This is a genomic window from Pseudoalteromonas sp. Angola-7 (genome assembly GCF_028599255.1).
GTDB classification, from domain to species: Bacteria; Pseudomonadota; Gammaproteobacteria; order Enterobacterales; family Alteromonadaceae; genus Pseudoalteromonas; species Pseudoalteromonas atlantica.
This window is the reverse complement of sequence record NZ_JAQREL010000008.1, coordinates 37,753-55,794: the sequence shown is the minus strand read 5'-3', so window position 1 is coordinate 55,794 and position 18,042 is coordinate 37,753. Positions and strand designations below refer to the sequence as shown.

Annotated in this window: 16 protein-coding genes; 6 read left to right on the top strand and 10 right to left on the bottom strand. The window is 37.6% G+C overall.

Features of this window, described 5'->3' with window-relative positions:
• Positions 1 to 75: 75 nt before the first annotated feature.
• The 4 genes from PSH50_RS12230 to PSH50_RS12215 form a co-directional block, all read right to left on the bottom strand.
• Positions 76 to 612, bottom strand: coding sequence for a hypothetical protein (locus PSH50_RS12230; RefSeq protein WP_273587558.1), 537 nt, complete (start codon positions 610 to 612; stop codon positions 76 to 78).
• Entirely contained in the window at positions 609 to 1,088 is a 480-nt protein-coding gene (locus tag PSH50_RS12225) for a metal-dependent hydrolase (protein WP_273587557.1), read from the bottom strand. The genes PSH50_RS12230 and PSH50_RS12225 overlap by 4 nt, the downstream gene beginning before the upstream one ends.
• Positions 1,089 to 1,093: 5 nt before the next feature.
• A complete protein-coding gene (locus tag PSH50_RS12220) occupies positions 1,094 to 1,816 on the bottom strand; it encodes an LPP20 family lipoprotein (RefSeq protein ID WP_273587556.1) in 723 nt (240 codons plus the stop codon).
• Between the two features lie 90 nt (positions 1,817 to 1,906).
• Entirely contained in the window at positions 1,907 to 3,028 is a 1,122-nt protein-coding gene (locus tag PSH50_RS12215; protein ID WP_273609671.1) for a PD-(D/E)XK nuclease-like domain-containing protein, read from the bottom strand.
• Between the two features lie 1,002 nt (positions 3,029 to 4,030).
• Here PSH50_RS12215 and PSH50_RS12210 point away from each other — a divergent pair.
• From PSH50_RS12210 to PSH50_RS12195, 4 genes are all read left to right on the top strand, one after another.
• Positions 4,031 to 5,092, top strand: a complete 1,062-nt coding sequence (locus tag PSH50_RS12210; RefSeq protein ID WP_273609670.1) for a replication initiation protein — start codon at positions 4,031 to 4,033, stop codon at positions 5,090 to 5,092.
• 325 nt (positions 5,093 to 5,417) lie between these two features.
• Positions 5,418 to 6,260 carry a recombinase RecT gene (locus PSH50_RS12205; RefSeq protein WP_273609669.1) on the top strand — a complete coding sequence of 281 codons (843 nt, stop codon included), beginning with the start codon at positions 5,418 to 5,420 and terminating at the stop codon, positions 6,258 to 6,260.
• A 58-nt stretch (positions 6,261 to 6,318) separates the two neighbouring features.
• The gene (locus tag PSH50_RS12200; RefSeq protein ID WP_273587717.1) at positions 6,319 to 7,344 is read left to right on the top strand and encodes a hypothetical protein; all 1,026 of its coding nucleotides are present in this window, start codon (positions 6,319 to 6,321) and stop codon (positions 7,342 to 7,344) included.
• A gap of 19 nt (positions 7,345 to 7,363) precedes the next feature.
• Positions 7,364 to 8,383 carry a hypothetical protein gene (locus PSH50_RS12195; RefSeq protein WP_273609668.1) on the top strand — a complete coding sequence of 340 codons (1,020 nt, stop codon included), beginning with the start codon at positions 7,364 to 7,366 and terminating at the stop codon, positions 8,381 to 8,383.
• On the opposite strand, the gene PSH50_RS12190 is transcribed toward PSH50_RS12195, so the two are convergent.
• From PSH50_RS12190 to PSH50_RS12165, 6 genes are all read right to left on the bottom strand, one after another.
• The gene (locus tag PSH50_RS12190; protein WP_273609667.1) at positions 8,325 to 8,894 is read right to left on the bottom strand and encodes a hypothetical protein; all 570 of its coding nucleotides are present in this window, start codon (positions 8,892 to 8,894) and stop codon (positions 8,325 to 8,327) included. The genes PSH50_RS12195 and PSH50_RS12190 overlap by 59 nt on opposite strands.
• An 8-nt stretch (positions 8,895 to 8,902) precedes the next feature.
• Positions 8,903 to 9,619 (bottom strand): HDOD domain-containing protein, encoded by a 717-nt coding sequence (locus PSH50_RS12185; RefSeq protein ID WP_273587714.1) that lies wholly within the window; start codon positions 9,617 to 9,619, stop codon positions 8,903 to 8,905.
• A gap of 16 nt (positions 9,620 to 9,635) precedes the next feature.
• Complete coding sequence (locus PSH50_RS12180; protein WP_273587713.1) at positions 9,636 to 12,206, bottom strand: TraC family protein; 2,571 nt, start codon at positions 12,204 to 12,206, stop codon at positions 9,636 to 9,638.
• Between the two features lie 17 nt (positions 12,207 to 12,223).
• Positions 12,224 to 12,970 carry a TraV family lipoprotein gene (locus PSH50_RS12175; protein ID WP_273609666.1) on the bottom strand — a complete coding sequence of 249 codons (747 nt, stop codon included), beginning with the start codon at positions 12,968 to 12,970 and terminating at the stop codon, positions 12,224 to 12,226.
• Between the two features lie 144 nt (positions 12,971 to 13,114).
• Entirely contained in the window at positions 13,115 to 13,882 is a 768-nt protein-coding gene (locus tag PSH50_RS12170; RefSeq protein WP_273587711.1) for a hypothetical protein, read from the bottom strand.
• Complete coding sequence (locus PSH50_RS12165; RefSeq protein ID WP_273587710.1) at positions 13,883 to 14,668, bottom strand: DsbC family protein; 786 nt, start codon at positions 14,666 to 14,668, stop codon at positions 13,883 to 13,885. It lies immediately after the preceding gene.
• A 315-nt stretch (positions 14,669 to 14,983) separates the two neighbouring features.
• On the opposite strand from PSH50_RS12165, the gene PSH50_RS12160 reads away from it, so the two are divergent.
• Together PSH50_RS12160 and PSH50_RS12155 are read left to right on the top strand one after the other, a co-directional pair.
• Positions 14,984 to 16,156 (top strand): DNA polymerase III subunit beta, encoded by a 1,173-nt coding sequence (locus tag PSH50_RS12160; RefSeq protein WP_273609665.1) that lies wholly within the window; start codon positions 14,984 to 14,986, stop codon positions 16,154 to 16,156.
• A gap of 66 nt (positions 16,157 to 16,222) precedes the next feature.
• Complete coding sequence (locus PSH50_RS12155) at positions 16,223 to 17,935, top strand: PRTRC system ParB family protein (protein ID WP_273609664.1); 1,713 nt, start codon at positions 16,223 to 16,225, stop codon at positions 17,933 to 17,935.
• Positions 17,936 to 18,042: the final 107 nt, after the last annotated feature.

Genomic DNA, 18,042 nt, shown 5'->3' with positions numbered 1-18,042 from the left:
CTAAATCATAAAACTGGCTACTAAGCTGGAATATTGTTATGGCGTGCTCTACGTCACGCCAAACAATGGATAAAGTTAGTGTTTTGGAAGTCTGAGAGCGTCTTGAAAGCATACTAGATTTTTAATCATCGCTTTGGCGCTATGTAAATCTGACATGTACGAATGAATAGCACCAATTAGGTGCTCCGTTGTTACGCCTTCTAAAATTAAAGGGAAGCAAAAACATAATTGGTTTTCATTGTTAATGAATACTTTTAAAAGCTTATAACGCAAGTTTATTTCTGATAGTAACTTATAATCGTAAAACGAAAGGTTCTTAACGCGGCTTTCAAAATAGAGGCTGCTTACTGTTTCCTCCCCTTTCCAGCTAGTAACATTCTCAAGAGGTCTAACTACTAAATCAAAATAATCTAATTCGTAAATCAAGCGATTATCATCATAAATGGCCTCATCTAGTACAACCTCTTCAATTAACTGAGTTACATCAAACATAGTTACGTTCTCAATTATTTCGCCTGGTTGATAATGCCCAGATGACATTAACTGGCCTAAGTCTTCATTAAGATCTGAACCAAATGGATTGCTGTCTGCTTCAAATGCTTTTTTATTCATAAAAATACCCATAGTAAACAAGCAACTAAAAAACCTACTACCAAGATAGGCTCGCCAATAGAGTTTGTTTTAGTCACTAATAAAAATCTGAATCTCTTATTTGTAATTGGATATAATAATGGAATGCCTGCATCAGTGATGAAATCGCCAATAAGATGCATGAAATATCCAAAATAAATCCACATTAGCCAAGCTGGTGTTTGGTGGCCATAAAATATAATAAGGAATACTAGAGGCACCAAACTATGTGTTATTCCCCTATGGCCAAACACAAAGCTTATGGGGACAGATATAAATCTAAGCCTCTTACCTATAAATGAATTTTTATGGTCAATATCAGGGAAAATACAACCGATTAAGGTTAATAGTCCTCCCATCAGCATCGGTGTTGTCACGTATTCAAAATGATTACTCAGTGAACTTAACGCAACAAAATAGCCACCAGCAGCTATAGCTAAATGGCTTTTAAACATCATACGATTTATCTCTTAGTAGAGCTGGAGCCAGCTTTAACTTCAGTGTCTGATTTTAAAGCGTTAGTCCGAGTATTAATCATTTCAATTTCACGGTTGTGTTCTGCTTGTGCAGCCTTCTCTTTTTCAGCTCGGCGTTTACTTAGACGCCTCTCAAGGTCATCAAACTGCTTTTGAACCGTCGCGTTGTTACTTTTATTTTTTAATTGCTGTAAAGCCTTGTTGAATTCTTCGTATGGTAACTTAAGCAAGGTGTACGCATGAAACTGCCCATTTAAAGTTGTTAATTTCTGATCGACAATCTGGTATCCAACGACCGGTATAGAATCGACAATTTGGTCTATTAGAAATGTTGTTTGCGTATTTACATCTCCACTGGTGCCACCTTGCTCAAATGACCGCTCTGAACCTGAAAGCTCCTGGCCAGTTTGCTTAGCCAGCTCAAATTCAGCTTGTAGTCTAGCTGAGCGGCGCGAGTGATTTAATTGTTTTGATTGTGCTATACCAACACCATAAAAACCCGTTGAATCAGAAGCCGGTGGTGTTAATACCCATTCTGGTAAAGCATCAATTTCTTTTTGCTGTATTTCTGTAGATTTTTCTAGTTGTGCAGCCTCATTGGCAGCGCGTTGATTTTCCAGTGCTTCAAGTCTATCTGCCATGTCGCTATTAGAAGAACAACCGGATAAAACAGTTAGTCCGATTGTTAATGTAGTTATCTTAATTTTCATGTATGTGTACCTTCTTTTAAAGTTAAATATTAACATCGAGACCCTATAAAAACTAAAATTACAGCGCCTCTAATACCGTGTTGTAAATTACTAGTCTAACTCTATGACAGAGCCACTATATCTACTTAACCATTTGCCAGTGCGTTTACACTCAACAAATTCTTCCTTTGCTTTGTGCATATCCTCAAAGGCTTTAGCAAGACGGGTGTCTTTTATTTTGAATAACTGACAATAGTCAGCGCTAGCGTATTCAATAGCAACGAATAAGAATCTACGTATATTTATACCGACTAAGCTAGCAACATAGGTATAAAAAGCCTGTTGAAGATCATACTTCAAAGAGCGCATTTGACGTGAAAAGTCATCTGGATTAGCTGAACGCGTTGTTTTTACATCTGCCGCTTCATCATCAAACCTAAGCCAATCGAATTTTACTTTTAATAGCAAGTTTGTGCGTGGACAACGTGCAATAATGGCTACTTCTGGCAAACCGTAATTGATATAAGCATCTGCTTGAGGCTCATTCTTTAGAGATTTAACAATACGAAGAGCGCTATCCCAAACCTGCCCATCAACGCCAAGTTTTCCCCCATACAATGTTTTCTCTTCGCCTTCTATTACTGCGGTGCTTTGCACGCCCTGTTTTTCACAGTTTTTGCGCTGTAAATCATCAAAAACTTTAGCGTTTGGGTTCTTGTTTAATAGCCGCTCTGTTTTAACCGCTTTTGACCCTGTTGTTTTCAAGTTGAGTTTTTCAAGTTCAGCTTTAATTTGCGCTTCAGTATGAAGCGCATCAGGCTCATCTATTGGAAGTAGCTCTCTGAAATATTTATTATGAAAGTCTTCAGGCTCAAGTATAAGCTCGTGGCCTAAAGTTCCCGCATCTAATGTACGCTGCGTCTGGAGGGTGCGTTTAACTTCAATACCTGATAGGTATCTACGGAAGTAATGAGGCGGAGACTCTTTAAACTCTTTAAGTTGAGATGAACTTAAAGCTGGAAGGCTATGGTACAAATCGTTAGGCATATTAATGTAAATGCCTTCAATTAACTCCCCTTTAGAATCAACATAGTTAGGCTCGCCATTAGCATCGAAAGCTTCTATGGCTTTTTCTACCCAATTACTAAAATTTGGTTTTAGTTCAATTTCATTATTTGTAATCGCATCTTGAATATCATCAAGACCATAATTTAATTGTTGTGCTACTGACATCGTTCTAGCCCTTTAACTATTTATGCCAACCATAATGCCATAGATAGAAATTCAGGCTACTAATCTAGAATTACATATTAATCAGGCAGTTAATCTTGCTAAAAGCTAAACTTAATCAGTACGAATTTCATAAGTATATAATTTTGATTACACAATTCTGGTATTACACACCAGTATTATGTAACGCATACGGCGTTAAACACACAATTGTGGTGTTACTCACCAGTAATATGTAACGTGAACGGTATTGAACACACAATTATGGTGTCACACACCAAGAATGTGTAATGGGCACGGCATTAAACACACAATTATGGTGTCATACACCAAGAATATGTAATGTGTACGGCATTGAACACACAATGAAGGTGACACACACCATAAATATGTAATGTTCACAGTATAGAACACACAATTGTGGGGTCACACAGCAAGAATATGTAATGCCCACGGTGTAGAACACACAATTATGGTGTCATATACCAAGAAGATGTAATGTGAACGGCATTGATTACATGATTATGGTGTCGTACACCAAGAATATGTAATGTGAACGGCATTGATTACATAATTATGGTGTCGCACACCAAGAATATGTAATGTGAACGGCATTGATTACATGATTATGGTGTCGTACACCAAGAATATGTAACGTGAACGGCATTGATTACATAATTATGGTGTCGTACACCAAGAATATGTAACGTGAACGGCATTGATTACATAATTATGGTGTCGTACACCAAGAATATGTAACGTGTACGGCATTGATTACATAATTATGGTGTCGTACACCAAGAATATGTAACGTGTACGGCATTGATTACATAATTATGGTGTGGTAGACCAAGAAGATGTATTGTATACAGTATTGAACACATATTTATGGTGTACCACACCAAGAATATGTAATGTACAAAGCATTGAATACACAATCTTGGTGTGAAATATTACATTATTAGATTAAAATTATTTAGAACCCAACAATACTGGCGTCCGACTATGAGTAAAAAGCTAAGTGATATACCTATTTCAAGAACTAATTTACCTAAACATATTAAACAAGGTCATAAATTGGTATTTAGTCGGAAAGACTTATCACCACGCGAGGCCGATTTATTTGCACTAATGATGGCTCAGATGAAAAGCTCTGACTGGGTTAAATCAACACCACAATACACATACACAGCCAACCAATTATCTGAATGGTTAAACATAGATTCTAAACATATTGGTTCGGTGCTAGCCCCTGCTGCAGAAAGGCTTGCAAGTTATAAAGTAGGCATCAAAATTGAATCTGAAACGGAAGATGACGAATTCGATTACAAACCTCTCTTCAAAAATATCAAATATAAAAAGGGACTATTAACGATGGTTCCTAATGACATGCTTGAGAGTGAATATATTGAATATCACCATGGGTTTGCACTGATAACTACAAAAACATTCTTAGATCTAAAACAAGAGTATTCTAAAAGGCTTTACGAGTTGCTAAGCCGCTTTAAAAAAGATGGATTTGAAATGCACTTTATTAAGGTTGATATACTCAAAGGCTTATTTGGATTACTCGATGAAAGAGGAAAACTAAAGAAGAACAAAAGCTCATTTAGAAACAATGGTGTTTTTATGCAGCGATGCATAAGAGATAGCATTGATAGATTAAGCAATCACCCTATAGTAAGGAAGGAACTGCTATTTCTGGAAAGTAAAACAGGTGATATTGGGTATGAAGTTAAAACACAAGGGAATCGCATATCTGAAATTAAATTTCTTATCAAATGGCATGAAAAAGGCACGTACCATGAGTTGAACACCCAAGATGCTCTACAAACGGTGAAAGAAATGATTGCTAAAAAAGTTACCAAAAAAGAGAAGCTTAGTGTTCCCGAGTTAACTAAGCTAATGATGGCATATCGTTATTTAGAAATAGATGAAGAAGCGGATAAAGTAGAAAAAGCACTACAATCATATACAGAAAAAGAAAATGTTGAAAAGACTGTAACCGAAGATGAAAAGAGTGAGCTTGAGTCGTTATTAGAGTTAACTAAAGATATCGATTACTAATATTTAGACACCACAAATGTGTTAACTAAAAACCAGATAAGTGATCAGTAACACCATTAAAGTGATCAGTAACACCATCATTGTGATCTGAATCACCAATTTTGTGATCACAAACACCATAATTAAGATCTAAAAAGTCTTTTTTTGTGTTACAAATCAAATAGATATAAAACCTATAGTATTATATCTCTTTCTAGTTTTTATACATTTCATAGAAATTATAGGGTTTGTGGATATGTGTATAACTTTTAAAAAAGTGATATATCCCAGTTTGTAGCCAGAATTTTCAATTATGTTTAACTACTGAAAACTCTGGAGGCAAACAATGTCACATAACAACTACATCGACTTATTTTTAGATAAAGAATTTAGAGCTCAGCTTATAGCCACGTATGAAACGAATAAAATCGACCGTTCATTTGATATAAGTGAAATTAACAGTCAACTGCGTGAACTATTCGCTTGGATAACCTCTCAAGTAAACAAAGAGAAAATTTCAAACTACCGTAAGCCGAGCTTTGACAATATCAAAACTAAAGAGCTTGCTAGATGTATTCTTGAAATTGCAAATATGGGGCTATCTATAAACCCTTACGACAAAGAAGCATATTTGTTTATTCACTGGGAAACACATTGCGAACAAGTATTCCCAACTGTAAAAATTGGCATCCAGGGCATGAATCAATTTTTTGGAGCGAGCCCTAAGATAAAATCGACAAACTTCAGTGTTGTTCATGACGGAGACCAATTTGAATGGTTTGGTGAAAACACACCACCGCGTTTCATCCACTCATATGAAACTGATGTGAATGACATTGTTGCTGCTTTTTCGGTTATAACCTTTACAGATGATAGTTACTACTGCTCCTATATTGGTACAAAAGAAATTCGCTCTATTATTTCAGATCAAATTCATAGAGCCGATGAAAATGGCGCTAACGCTTGGGTAAATTTTACTAGCCGATGTGTGCGAAATGTTATTTTACGACGCACATTTAACAGTCTAGCGAATATTCTTGGGCTATTACCGAATAATAGAAGCGTTAATGACGCAGGTGTTGTTGTAAAAGCTGAGACTGTACAAAAAAGCCCCCCAAGCGAAACTGATACAGAAAGTGTTTCAGATGAAGATTTTGCAGCTCTATTGGCCAGCCAGCTAAGTCAGTAGCCTAAATAATGAGATGGCCTATAGTGGCCATCTCGACTCGTTTTTGAAGGTTTTATATATGCGTAGAATAATTTTAGCTATAACTGAGCACTATAAAAGCAATAGCACAGCTAAAATCACTCACTTTGTCCAAAGCCAGTATAATCGTGTGATCATTCATGAAAATACTCCAATTACCCTTCATGAAGTCAATGAGTCAGACATATTACTGACATTAAATGAAGCGTTGGAAAAGTTAGATTTGCAAGTAAATGAATTATTAAACTTCGTTTCGATAGTGCCTGCCATTGACCGTATTTCTAAAAAGCTCACAGCTGTTGTGGAATTAAAGTCGGAATACTTTCGTAATTTAGTTAACTCAAGCTCTAATGCTAAAGTGCACGAAGACTTCATACTTTACAACTCTGACATGTATCAACTATGTGGTAACAATGAGCATATAAATTATCGTCAATTCCCAATGAAAGAAGATAGTGAAGTTATTGCTGCATGCATCAACTTCAACATTGGCTCAAATAGAGCTTCTTGTGGGTTATCCCTTAAAGAGCTTCACACTATTAAAGAGCTTTACATCGATATTAAATACGGGGGCATGAATCCATTTAATGACGAGGAATGGCTTGATATATACAAGGCCTCTACATACAGACGCGCTTTAGAAGATGATGCGCTGCAATGCCCAGAAAAAATACTGGGTAAGCCTGTAACTGCAAAATATAAAGTTGCTATTGAAATGCATAATGTTTTTTTTCGTAAACAGGAAAGAGCTGATTCATTAATTAAAAATGACTTTGGTCGTGTTATAGGTAGAAAGACTACTCTGTTTAGCGCTACTCAATTATTACAGCAGAAAAACTTACCTAGATACGGCGGATTCAAAATTGCGCAATCACGTGTCCCTAATAAAGTTAGCGCCACTTGCGATACTGCCAACTTAGACCCATTTGATTTTGACAACTTTATCAACGTAGATGCCATTGAGAACCAAAATCATATAACAGTTAGTGAAAACACAATATCACTCGAAGAGCATGAAGAAATTAATTCGTATGACGAAATTGTTGTTAACGATTTCCTCTGTTAAGCGAGATTAGGTAGTGGCTATGAATATTAAAACGCGTGTTATATTGAAATGTAACGACACCACCCGCAAGTCAATCCGCATTATTTTGTACGAGGATAATACTGAGACATTTGTCAGGCTAGACATTTGCGGCACAGGCATTAACTTTGAATACGAAGAGTTTGTGGCTGGTGGGTTTAAACGTGAGCATTTGGCATATGAACGGCTCGAAGAAGAAATAACATGCCTTGAACAAATCGGCTTTGAAGTAGCCAAGCGAAATGATACGCCAGTTGAAATATTTGATTTAAACACCCTTAAATCGAAGCCTATACTGCCTCTATCGTACTCAAAGCTTGTAGATAAGCAAATTAAGGGGTTAATCGGGCATCCGTGCTTAGAAGTCTATTCAGGGCTTCAGGTGGCTGTGGTATTTGACGAATTTTATAACGTCACTATTTACCCAGCCAATAAGATAGGAATTGAAGGTGCTGCGTTGCCCTTGCCAGAATCGTACACAAACATGATTAAGGTAGCGTTTAAGCGACTTGGATTAGGCCTAACAGTCATTGAAGGATTTTATTCTGCTAAATTCGGGTTTATTGGCGTAGATGCAGCTATTTTCAATGGTCGTAAACTGAACGATAAGCTTTATAGCGAGCGTATTAAGCTGATGAGAAGCGCCTTAGATAAAGTTAAATCAAGTACGTTTAAATCTGCAGAATTTAAAACATCAACTCGTGCTAATTTAGGTTGTGCTGCTTATTCAATTCGGCATAGTTCAGTGTTATTCCTTAAAAAAGAAAAATCAGTGCCATTATCTTTAATGAATGAAGCTCAAAGCAGTATTGATACGCTAATTATAGATGATTTAATGCCAGCTCGTGCCTCATTAAGCCTTGTTGGTGACTATATTGAATGTTTAAACGTAACTACCGGCGAAATAACCAAGCGGCCTAGTGTGTTTTACAATAGGCCACATTTTAATTTTTTTGAGTATGCTAGTGTTGCGTGTACTCGTGAGGGGAACTTGTATAGGGAGCCTGTGGTTTTTTACTAACAGGCCCTATGTCACGTTGTACTATTTGAGATAATAATTGTGCTGAAACCGTAAAATCTTCGATAGTCTTACACAGATTATCGCATCGCACACCACCATATAAATCAAAATGCCTACGTGCTTCCAAATAGGATTTATCTCCTTCATGTGTAACTATTAATTTTATATCGTGGTTGCGCTCATTTTGTGCATTTACCCACTCATAAGGTAAAACTGTGAGCTCGCATAAGCGAATTCGCATTAAAAATTGTTCTAAATAATTGTTATGCTGCCATTGACCTGAAATAGAATTTAAAACGATAAACCCTGCCTTTGGCCTTTCAATAGTAAAATGATAACCAGCTGATTTAGAATAATTAGCAGAGATTTTTACTTTTCTTCCTTTGAATGCATTCTCCAAAAAAGCCATCATTTCTAAGCTTGAAACAGCATCAATAATACTGTCTTGTTTTTCAAAGTATGAAACGCCGGCTTTTATTGCCTCCACGGCTTCAAATATATCATTGCTCATTTAATCTCCTACGGGCTAAACTCTAAGTTAAACACGTTCACTTGAGCTGTATCACCGGTTACTTTTGACCAGGCATGAGAAGCGATATAAGAGCTGGTGGATACATCATCTTCCGAAAAACTCAAAATTTCTATTCTCACACCCATAGACGTTTGGATTAACTCGGCCATGACAGGCTCAGGCGTTAAAATATATGTAAGAACATCTTTTGTAATTTTAAGTTCTAGCTTCGAACACGCTATTACTTTCGCGTAGCACGACAAGCTAAGTAATAACGTTTTATTTGTTATTTCAAATAGCTTTTTATTTTGTCCATTATTTAACTTAATAGCTTCCTCTAACGCCCTTTTGGTATTTGATTCTACCTTTGCAAAGACTTTTTTCCAAAAGCCGTTCAGCTTTGTGCTTGCAGCCTCAATTTCGAGACTCAGGGCAATCCCTTGTATGCTCTTTTGGCCGATACGAACTACGCATTCAGATGGATCTGTTATAGGTGACTTCCTTTTGTACCTAACTGTCCTGTTTGCAACTTCTATAAGTTTCGCTAATACGGCTCCGTTAGATTGGGCTAGTGCTACTATTTTATCACAATCGTATACTGGCCCAAAACAGGCTGCCTTTAGTTCAGATATAACTTTGTTATCAGCTTTTACCAAACTTCGACCGGCGCCGAAAAGGCGCCTTACTTCTAGAGTAATTAGAGACTCATTACTTAAATTAAACATTTTTTATTATCACTATTTACTGGCGGCTATCTTCCAGTACCATTTGATCTATCGCATCCATGAAAGAAAACCCCTTATCTATTAACTCTTGCCTGCGCTGTTTCTCATCAGCATTTGTCGTTAAAGTTAATTGAATTCGTCGGTCTGTATATAAACGACACACTTGAGATTGCCCTTCGTACTTAATAAATATCTCAGAGTAAGCGATGTCCGTCCGTGTAGGATCTGGTTGAACTGTATGTGTAGATTTTATCAGTTTGAAATCTAATTCACTACCAGAGTATGCTTTCTCATTTTGCAGTTTTTCAACTGCCTCCTCTCTTTGCTTCAATAAAAGTAACCAATTTGAGTTATCAAGGATTGCTCGACCAACATCAGAACTGTATCCATCCATTACTGATTGAGTAATTAGGCCACCAGCTGCATTGTACTTTCTGAAGCGTCGCCATGCAGTTTCAAGAAATTGACTAAAAAAGCCTAATCTTGCTTTGGTTTCCTGATCCCCTTTTAGGTACTCCCACGCTTCATCAAGCAAAAATAGGCGGCGTCGCTCTTTACCACCCAGGTACATAGACTGCTGAATTGACATTATTACAGACATCAATGCGATGGTTTGTAAGTGTGGGTCTCCTTTTAGCTCTTCAAGTTCAACCACAACTAAACGTGATGAAAAGTCCACTGGTGGTTTTTCTGGATCAAAAAAAGGTCCATAGTAAAAGCCCTTACAAAATGGCTTTAATTGGTGCCCAATTTCGCGTACTGCTTCATGCTCGCTCGCCAAACACAGCTCATAGTAATCATCAATACACGCTTTATTGCCTTTTTCATTCCATAGTGCAGTTAATAGCGTCAGCATTTGCGAACTTTGAAAATCTGAGATTTTGCCCGATGGCGCAGCCATGGTTTTTAATTGAGCTAAACACTGTATGCCTTGACCTTCTTCACCATCAAATTCATGAATGTATGAAAACGGATTAAGCGTATAAGCCAAATCTTTATTGAATACTAAAAACTGGGCTTCATCCAATTGATTAGCTAAGCCTTCATATGAACGACCAACATCTATAACAAAGACTTGCGTACCATCATTAAAGTCTTTGTTTTGTGCTGGGTTATCAGGATCGTCTTGAAGCTTAACGCCAGAAGAAAGCATATTTGATATTAAGTACCCGGTAAAAAATGACTTACCTGCACCGGATGTAGCAGCTATATAAAAGTTATAGTTAGTCTGTGATTTGAAAAAATCAATGTTGACTAATTGGCCAAGCCTTGAGGTTAATAAAATACGTGGTTCAGAAGCGTTACCTGCCCAACTTCCCATATGCGGAGTTAAAAAAGGCAAAGCTTTTGAAGTACAAATGTTATAGCGACCTGAAAGTTTAACTACTTCTTCACTAAGCCCCATAGGGAGTGAGCTTATAAACATAGGAACTGTGAAAAAATTATTGTCTACAAGTGAGCACCCTTTACGCTCGTACAAAGCTATGAGTTCTTCAGCAAAAACATCTGCACGCTGTTCATTTTTTGCAAACACATTCACTTGAAGAGCGTACTTAACAATGGTTGATTTTTCTTGCTCAATTTCACGGTTTATATCGTTAAAATCTTTATTTTGAAAACGTAACCGGTCAACCCATTGAATAAGCTTGCCTTTGGCTTGTGAATTTATGAAGCTACGCTTAGATTTAATATCTTTAATCGCTTTCATAGAGTCTTCATAATACATATTTAGTGTCACCATGAAGTGCTCTGTCAGCGGCATTGCCTTACCTTCAAGCCAATCCCCAAGTAAATCCATCATCTGGCCATAAACCATATGTTCGGGCATTTCAGTTACAGACAATGATTTAATGTATTCACATTCCTCGTCTTTTTCATCGAGAATTTTGATACCGCTTTTTTCTATTTCGACGCGTTTACCAGGGTCTAGTATCTGTTCACGCATCAAACCTGATGATTGTGATTTTTCTTTAAAGTGCGGGCGTGTACGCCATTTATTAGTGTTAAACATGTTAAACATGACGCGCATACGCCGTCTAAAAGCGACTTCATCTAATTCAACTGCCCCCAATATAGACAGTGAGCGAATAATGCGTTTTTTAATATCTTTAGCTGTGGTGAGCTCGCTAGTTGTAGGCTCTAGTTCTTTAATAGGAATTTTTACTGTAAATAAAAACTCGAAGGTTCTGAATATGAAGCCAGATTCATTTATGGGATTAGTTGTACCTCTACGGTAAAAATCATGTACAGCTTGTGAAATAGCAGAAACTTGCTCCTGGTCACTACCTAAGTATCTGCCACCTCGTGAAGAACGAAAACCATATAGCTGATTTTCAATATCTGGCGATGAAATTAGCGACGCTTGAATTAAAGTGCCTTTAGGGAATTTAGTTTTATAGATACCTGTTAAGCTATTTAATATTTCACGGTTACCGCCGTTCGTTGGCATAGACTTCATTACAAAGCCTAAATAGGGCCCGTCTAACAAAAATAGCTTTTCATCTTCCCAATATTCTAGAAAAGGAAATAAGTCTGAAAAAGACTCATGCTTAAGTAATTTTTCATTACGGCGGTGGAATGCTGACATTTTTACTTCCTCTACGACTACTTAGTACGATTCATTGGATTTACAACTTCCATGGCATCTACTCCATTAGAACGATTACGAGCGCGATTGAATTGTTCTTCGCTTCTGCGTTTGACTTCTAAAGGAACTACGCGGGATGGTCTTTCATTAGCAGCCTCACCATAATTCCAACGTCTTGGTGTTACTTCAACGAATGTATATCCTGGCATATGTAATAGCCCGTCAGAGTCTGTGTAAGAGGCAATTAGTACGCGCATTACTTGTGCTGGCTCAAGAGTAGCAAGTGGTTCAGGCGCTAATGGCTCACTGTTGCTAGGCCACTGTTCATATTTGTTTTGTTGATATGAAAAGCGAGTTTGAGGTAACACTTCCGGTGTTTGATAATTATCTGGTGTCTGCTGGCCATCACCGCGCGCTGCATACGTGACACTGTTATCTGAAAGCCCTCTATCGGTTGTTTTGTTTTTAAGCTGTGTTTTTTCTCCAGTGCTTCCTACTACTTGTTTAGTTTCACCATCATTCTCATACAATGAAACAGTTTGATTGTTCTGGCCATTACGGTATGCATCAAGTTCCTCTTGAGTTAAATTCTCAAGGCTTACTCGGTTATTTGTTAATTTATAAACATCACGAGGCCCACCACATACGCCACCCTTTTTTAAATTAGGGCAGCTAAACTCTTCTTTACCTAGAGAGTTAATACAACCTTGAAGAGATAAGGCGCTCATCACTATCGTTAAAGTAGTTAACAGTTTAAATTTCATTTTAAATCCCTAAATTTGAATGGTTGTACATGACATTTGCTTGTTTGAAATAACGAGGGCATTCTCTTGGATCTGGATCAGACCCTATAGGTGACATACAGCCCCCAAGCATGCTCGTTAAAATAAGTACGGTTAATAATTTAGTCATGGAGCCTCCAACCATTCATCTAGCTCTGTAGGAGCACCTTTTGATACAAAACCATCTTCACGTATAAGGTGCGGTAAATTCGTGATTTTGAAAATTTCCTGCATATAAACTGTGAACATCAAATTTTGGTCAGGACAACCTTCATTAGTATCTAAAAATGATGTGTCAGTGTTGTTTGCTAAATCTTCGATTGCCTTATCTCTATCTGGTGCGCAAAGTATGCTCATACTTCTTTTCACAGCTTCTTCACCACCGATAAGTGGCATCATTACAAACACAAAGTGGTATTTGTCTTTGTTGGCATTAATCTTTGCAACTAAATCGCGTGTATGTTTTGCCGTTGGATCACCAAAGATAACACCCTGTCGTGGTATGTCTGGATTGCCCAAAACAAGTGATGCTAAGTCTTTTTGAAAGTCGAATTTCATTTCAGATAAAGGCATGCGCAATGTTGCGCGTACATCGTCTACCGTTTTTATTGTTTTCCTATGCCACACATCTTTAACTGCACCCTCTATAGCAAAACGACCGTCAGAACTAATGATGTAACTGCCACTCTCAGCTTCGACAAAATATAAACGTGTAATGGGTAACTCTTGAATTGCGTTCACCGCACCATACTTGCCTAAATCACGTTTGGTTTGCTCTGCAAATTCGGTGCGTGACGGAGTAGGTAACTTAATTTCATCTTTATTTACTTGTTCATCTGCAACAACAAACGGGCTTATGAGTGCGGTTACTAGTGGTATTAGTTTTAAATTCACTTAGTTAACCTCTCTTATGTTTTTTACTAATTCATCGACAGGAGCATATCCACGTTGAACTAACTGACCATCAATTGAGAAAATTGCTGGTGTTCCACTTACACCTAAGCTAAGACCTAGTGCAAATTGTTCAGGGATTGTGTTTTCACATGTACTTCTTGGTACATTCGCTCTGTGTGCCGCTGCGTCTAGCGCCGCTTTCTGATTATCAGCACACCACACGTTTTCTAATTTGTAATATGCACCGGTGTATTGAGATTTGTTCTTTGGGTTATAAACACCTTGTCTTGGCCACGCAGCATAATGAACAGTGACACCCGCCGAATTGAAGTCTTTTACTTCGTTATGAAATTTAGTGCAGTATGGACAAGAGGTGTCATAGAAAACGACTATCTCACTGGTTTCGTTTTCAGCTTTGTAAGTGATGAAACTATCTTTTAATTTGGCAATTTTTTTTCCGTTCTCTTTTGCTAAACGCGCTTTAGTTAAATTAGGTAGGCCTTCTTTGGCTTCGTGAATATTACCAGCGACAATATACTTTCCATCTTTAGTCGCATAAAACACGCCCTTTTCAGTAACGACTTGCACCATGTTTGGTAATGGTGCTTCTTCTATTGTCACTATTGGAATTGGAACAAGCTTAGTGAAATTATCGATTGCTGCTTGTAGCCTGACTTCTGCGTTTGATTTTTGAGTTTGCGGTTCGCTTACATTCGCTTCATCTGCTGCAAGTGAAAAAGTAACGCTCAATGCTAGCGCTGTGATGCTTTTCATATTCAACTTCATAATTTGACCTATCAATTTTTATTAAGTCTATTTTTGCATCGTTAAATGGCATTGGCGAAAAATACAGAGGGTGAAAAGTACCTCTGTAATTAATTGAGCTTGCATTTCAAAATTATTCTGTGAATTTAAAAGCCCGATCACCTTAAATATTGCCTTCATACCTTTAAATTTCCTCCCCCATTTTCTAGGTTATTTAATTGCTCTTCTTATTTCATAACGCATTGTATTTACAAGTTTTTAGTTTTCATTCCCGTTCAGTAGTCAGGTTTTTAAATATAGATAATATAGATACAACTTTTACGGAGAGTAGCCCTTATGTCTTTTATTAAATTATCTTGTGCAGATTTTATTTCTATCTTAAACCCAATCGCTCGCCTTGCTTGCTCTAATAAAAAAGGCTCTGGTGTACTTGGTTTCGCCCGTATTCTTATTACCACCAAGGCGGGAAAGCAAGCTGCTTACGCGAGCGCTTCAAATGGCGGGCAATCAATGGCTCGTAGAATTGAGAGCTTTGAAAGCGATATAGATATGCTTAGTGAAGATAAAGAGGTTCTTCTCTGTGGCGAAAAGTTATTATCAATTGTAAACGCTTATACCTCATTCGATAGCACTGAAATAGTTAAAATCTCATGGGATAGCTTTGGTGACAATGGCGGCCTAATTACTGCTAAACGTTCAAAAATGAAAATTGATACCGCAGACCCTAGTGCGTACCCAGCCCCACCTAAACTGAGTGCAGACCATTCTGTTCTGACTATCCCATTAACTCAGTTACAAGATGTGGCAATTAAAGGTCGTAGCTCGGTAGCAGTAAATAACAGCGCTAGACCCGCTTTAAATGGTGTTAATTTTAAACTTAACTGCGCAGCTAAAAGCATTAATGTGACTGCCACTGATGGCTACCGTGTTTACGATAATACGCTTGCTGTTACAAACGCTAAAAATGACTTCAACATTGTTGTACCTACAAAGCTTATTGATATGCTTCAAGGTCTAAAAGCGACTAATGATGATGATTTAGTTCGCTTACGTGCTGATTCCAATTCGTTAGAAGTGACTTTTAAATCTACCTTAATACGTTCACAGTTGCTTGATAATAAATTTCCTGATTTATCAGAATTATTTCAAAGTGAACCGCAGTGGTTAATGGATTTAGAACAAAAGGACATTGCTGATGCGCTAGGTCGTTTATCTGCTGCTACCGATAAACGATTGCCAGCCATTGAATTGATGATTGATGATGCCACTCAGGAAACTCACTTGCGCACCGTTCAAGGTGGTAAAATTCTTGGTGAGGACTACCTAAAGTCAAAAGTTACTATAAAACCAGAAAATGCCCTGTCAGTGAATTTAAACTTCTTAATGCAAGCTGTCGCTAATGTGACCAGTAAAATTGCACGAATAGGCCAACACCCGAAGGATAAATATCTCGTTATCCAAGGTGAAAATGAAACAAGCCGCATGATTGTTCTTCCTCTTAGAACCTGATCAATAGCCAGAAAATGAGAATTAGTTAGCATACTTATAACTTATTAAGGTTTGGGAAGATTATTAATGAATACAGTAACTGAAATTAAAGAAGAAATTGTAAATCCATCACAAAGCATATCTGTGAACCCTGCTGAACTTAAAGAGTTTAAAGGGGGTAACACTCGTAGAAAAAATGACGAACACGCTTTTAATGAGCTATGTGAGTCTATTCGCAATGTTGGCATCATTCAAAAGCCAGTGGTTCGTACTAATAGCGAAGGTGAGCTTGAAATTGTTGTTGGTCATAGGCGTGTTGGTGCGGCTGTATGTGTGGGTCTTGAGCGTATTGATGTTGATCATAAAGACCTTACTGACCGTGAAGCTATGGAAATGCATCTTTGTGAGAATACAGTACGTCAAGATTTGGATTTTGTTAGTCAAATTGAAGCCTCTAAACGCTGGTTAAGCTTTTTCAACGGGGATAGAGAAAGTGCAGCAAAGCGCCTTATGTGGAGCGTAAAAAAGCTAAACGAACGCCTTGAGCTTATTCATTGCTGTGATCAGGTATTAGACGCACTAGACCAAGGAAAAATTAAAGCTGGTCACGCTTTAATTTTATCTATCTTGCCAGAAAAAATTCAAATCGGTACGTTGAAGCGAGTTATTGACGAAAAACTTACTGTTGCAGAGTTAAAACAACGTGCAACTAAAGTACAGCTGCCATTAGGCAGTGCAAAATTCGATAAAACAGATTGTAACTCTTGTAAGCATAATAGTGAGCGTCAAGTTGGTTTATTCGATTTAGGTGATGAACAAAGCTCTACGTGTTCTTTTGCCACATGCTATCGCGACAAAACACAAGCCTATTTAAGTCACCAAAAAGCACAATTAGAAGAAAAGTACGGAAAAGTTTTGTTTGTAAGTGAATCAAGCCCAGCTGATAGGCGTGATGTAGATGTGACTACCGTAGGTGAGCAGCAATTCACTAGCGGTTGTACACAATGCTCTAAACGTATCGTGTTGCTTGATGATCGCCCCGCTCACGAGGGTAATGTAATTGAAAATCAGTGTATTGATATTGATTGTAATGATAAGTGTGTTTCTGCTTTGGTTAAAGCTAAAAAAGAAAATGCAAAAAAAGCACAAAACAAAAAGCCAATATCTCAAACTGAAAATAAAGCCAATACGGTTAAACCGCACAATACATCGACTGTGCCTGTTGAACAAGCTGAACCAGTTGCTTGCCAACCCTCCAATGTGGTCATTGAATCACATAAAAAAGAACTTGTTGAGTTTGCGCGCAAAGAGCTTAAAAGCAATGAGCTTTTCCGATTAAGCCTTGCTGTTGCTTGTGTTAAAAGCGCTCATTCAGAGCTGCGAGGTTTCAATAAAGTTGCAGAAATTGCCGTTGAATTAGCCTCAACTAAAACTAAAGCCGAAATTATGGAAGAGCTTTCAAAGTCTATCACCGATTTTATTTTAACTAGTAATGGAGCTGATAATGCCAATGCTTTCCAGTTTTATGAGTTGGCTTTTAAAGGTATCGATGGTTTAGCTGATAAAGCTGTCGAAGAATGGCAACCGACTAAAGATAATATTTCAAGCTACACGATTGAAGGGCTTAAACAGCTATGCTCTAGCAGTGGCTTGGATAAGCACGTTGATGAAGTTGCCGAAGGTGGCTTCAAAGCTATTTACTCTGGTAAGAAATCAGATTTTGTTAAATCAATTTTAAGCACGAAATTTAACTGGCATAAGTTCGCGCCACCAGCGTTATTAAATTTAATTAAACGCTAAACACTTTCCATTCCTTCCCAACCCAGCCAAACCGCTACTTTCCAATCAGTAGCGGTTTTTTTCGTTTATTTTATTATGGAGACACTTAAAACATAGATACTTAATAA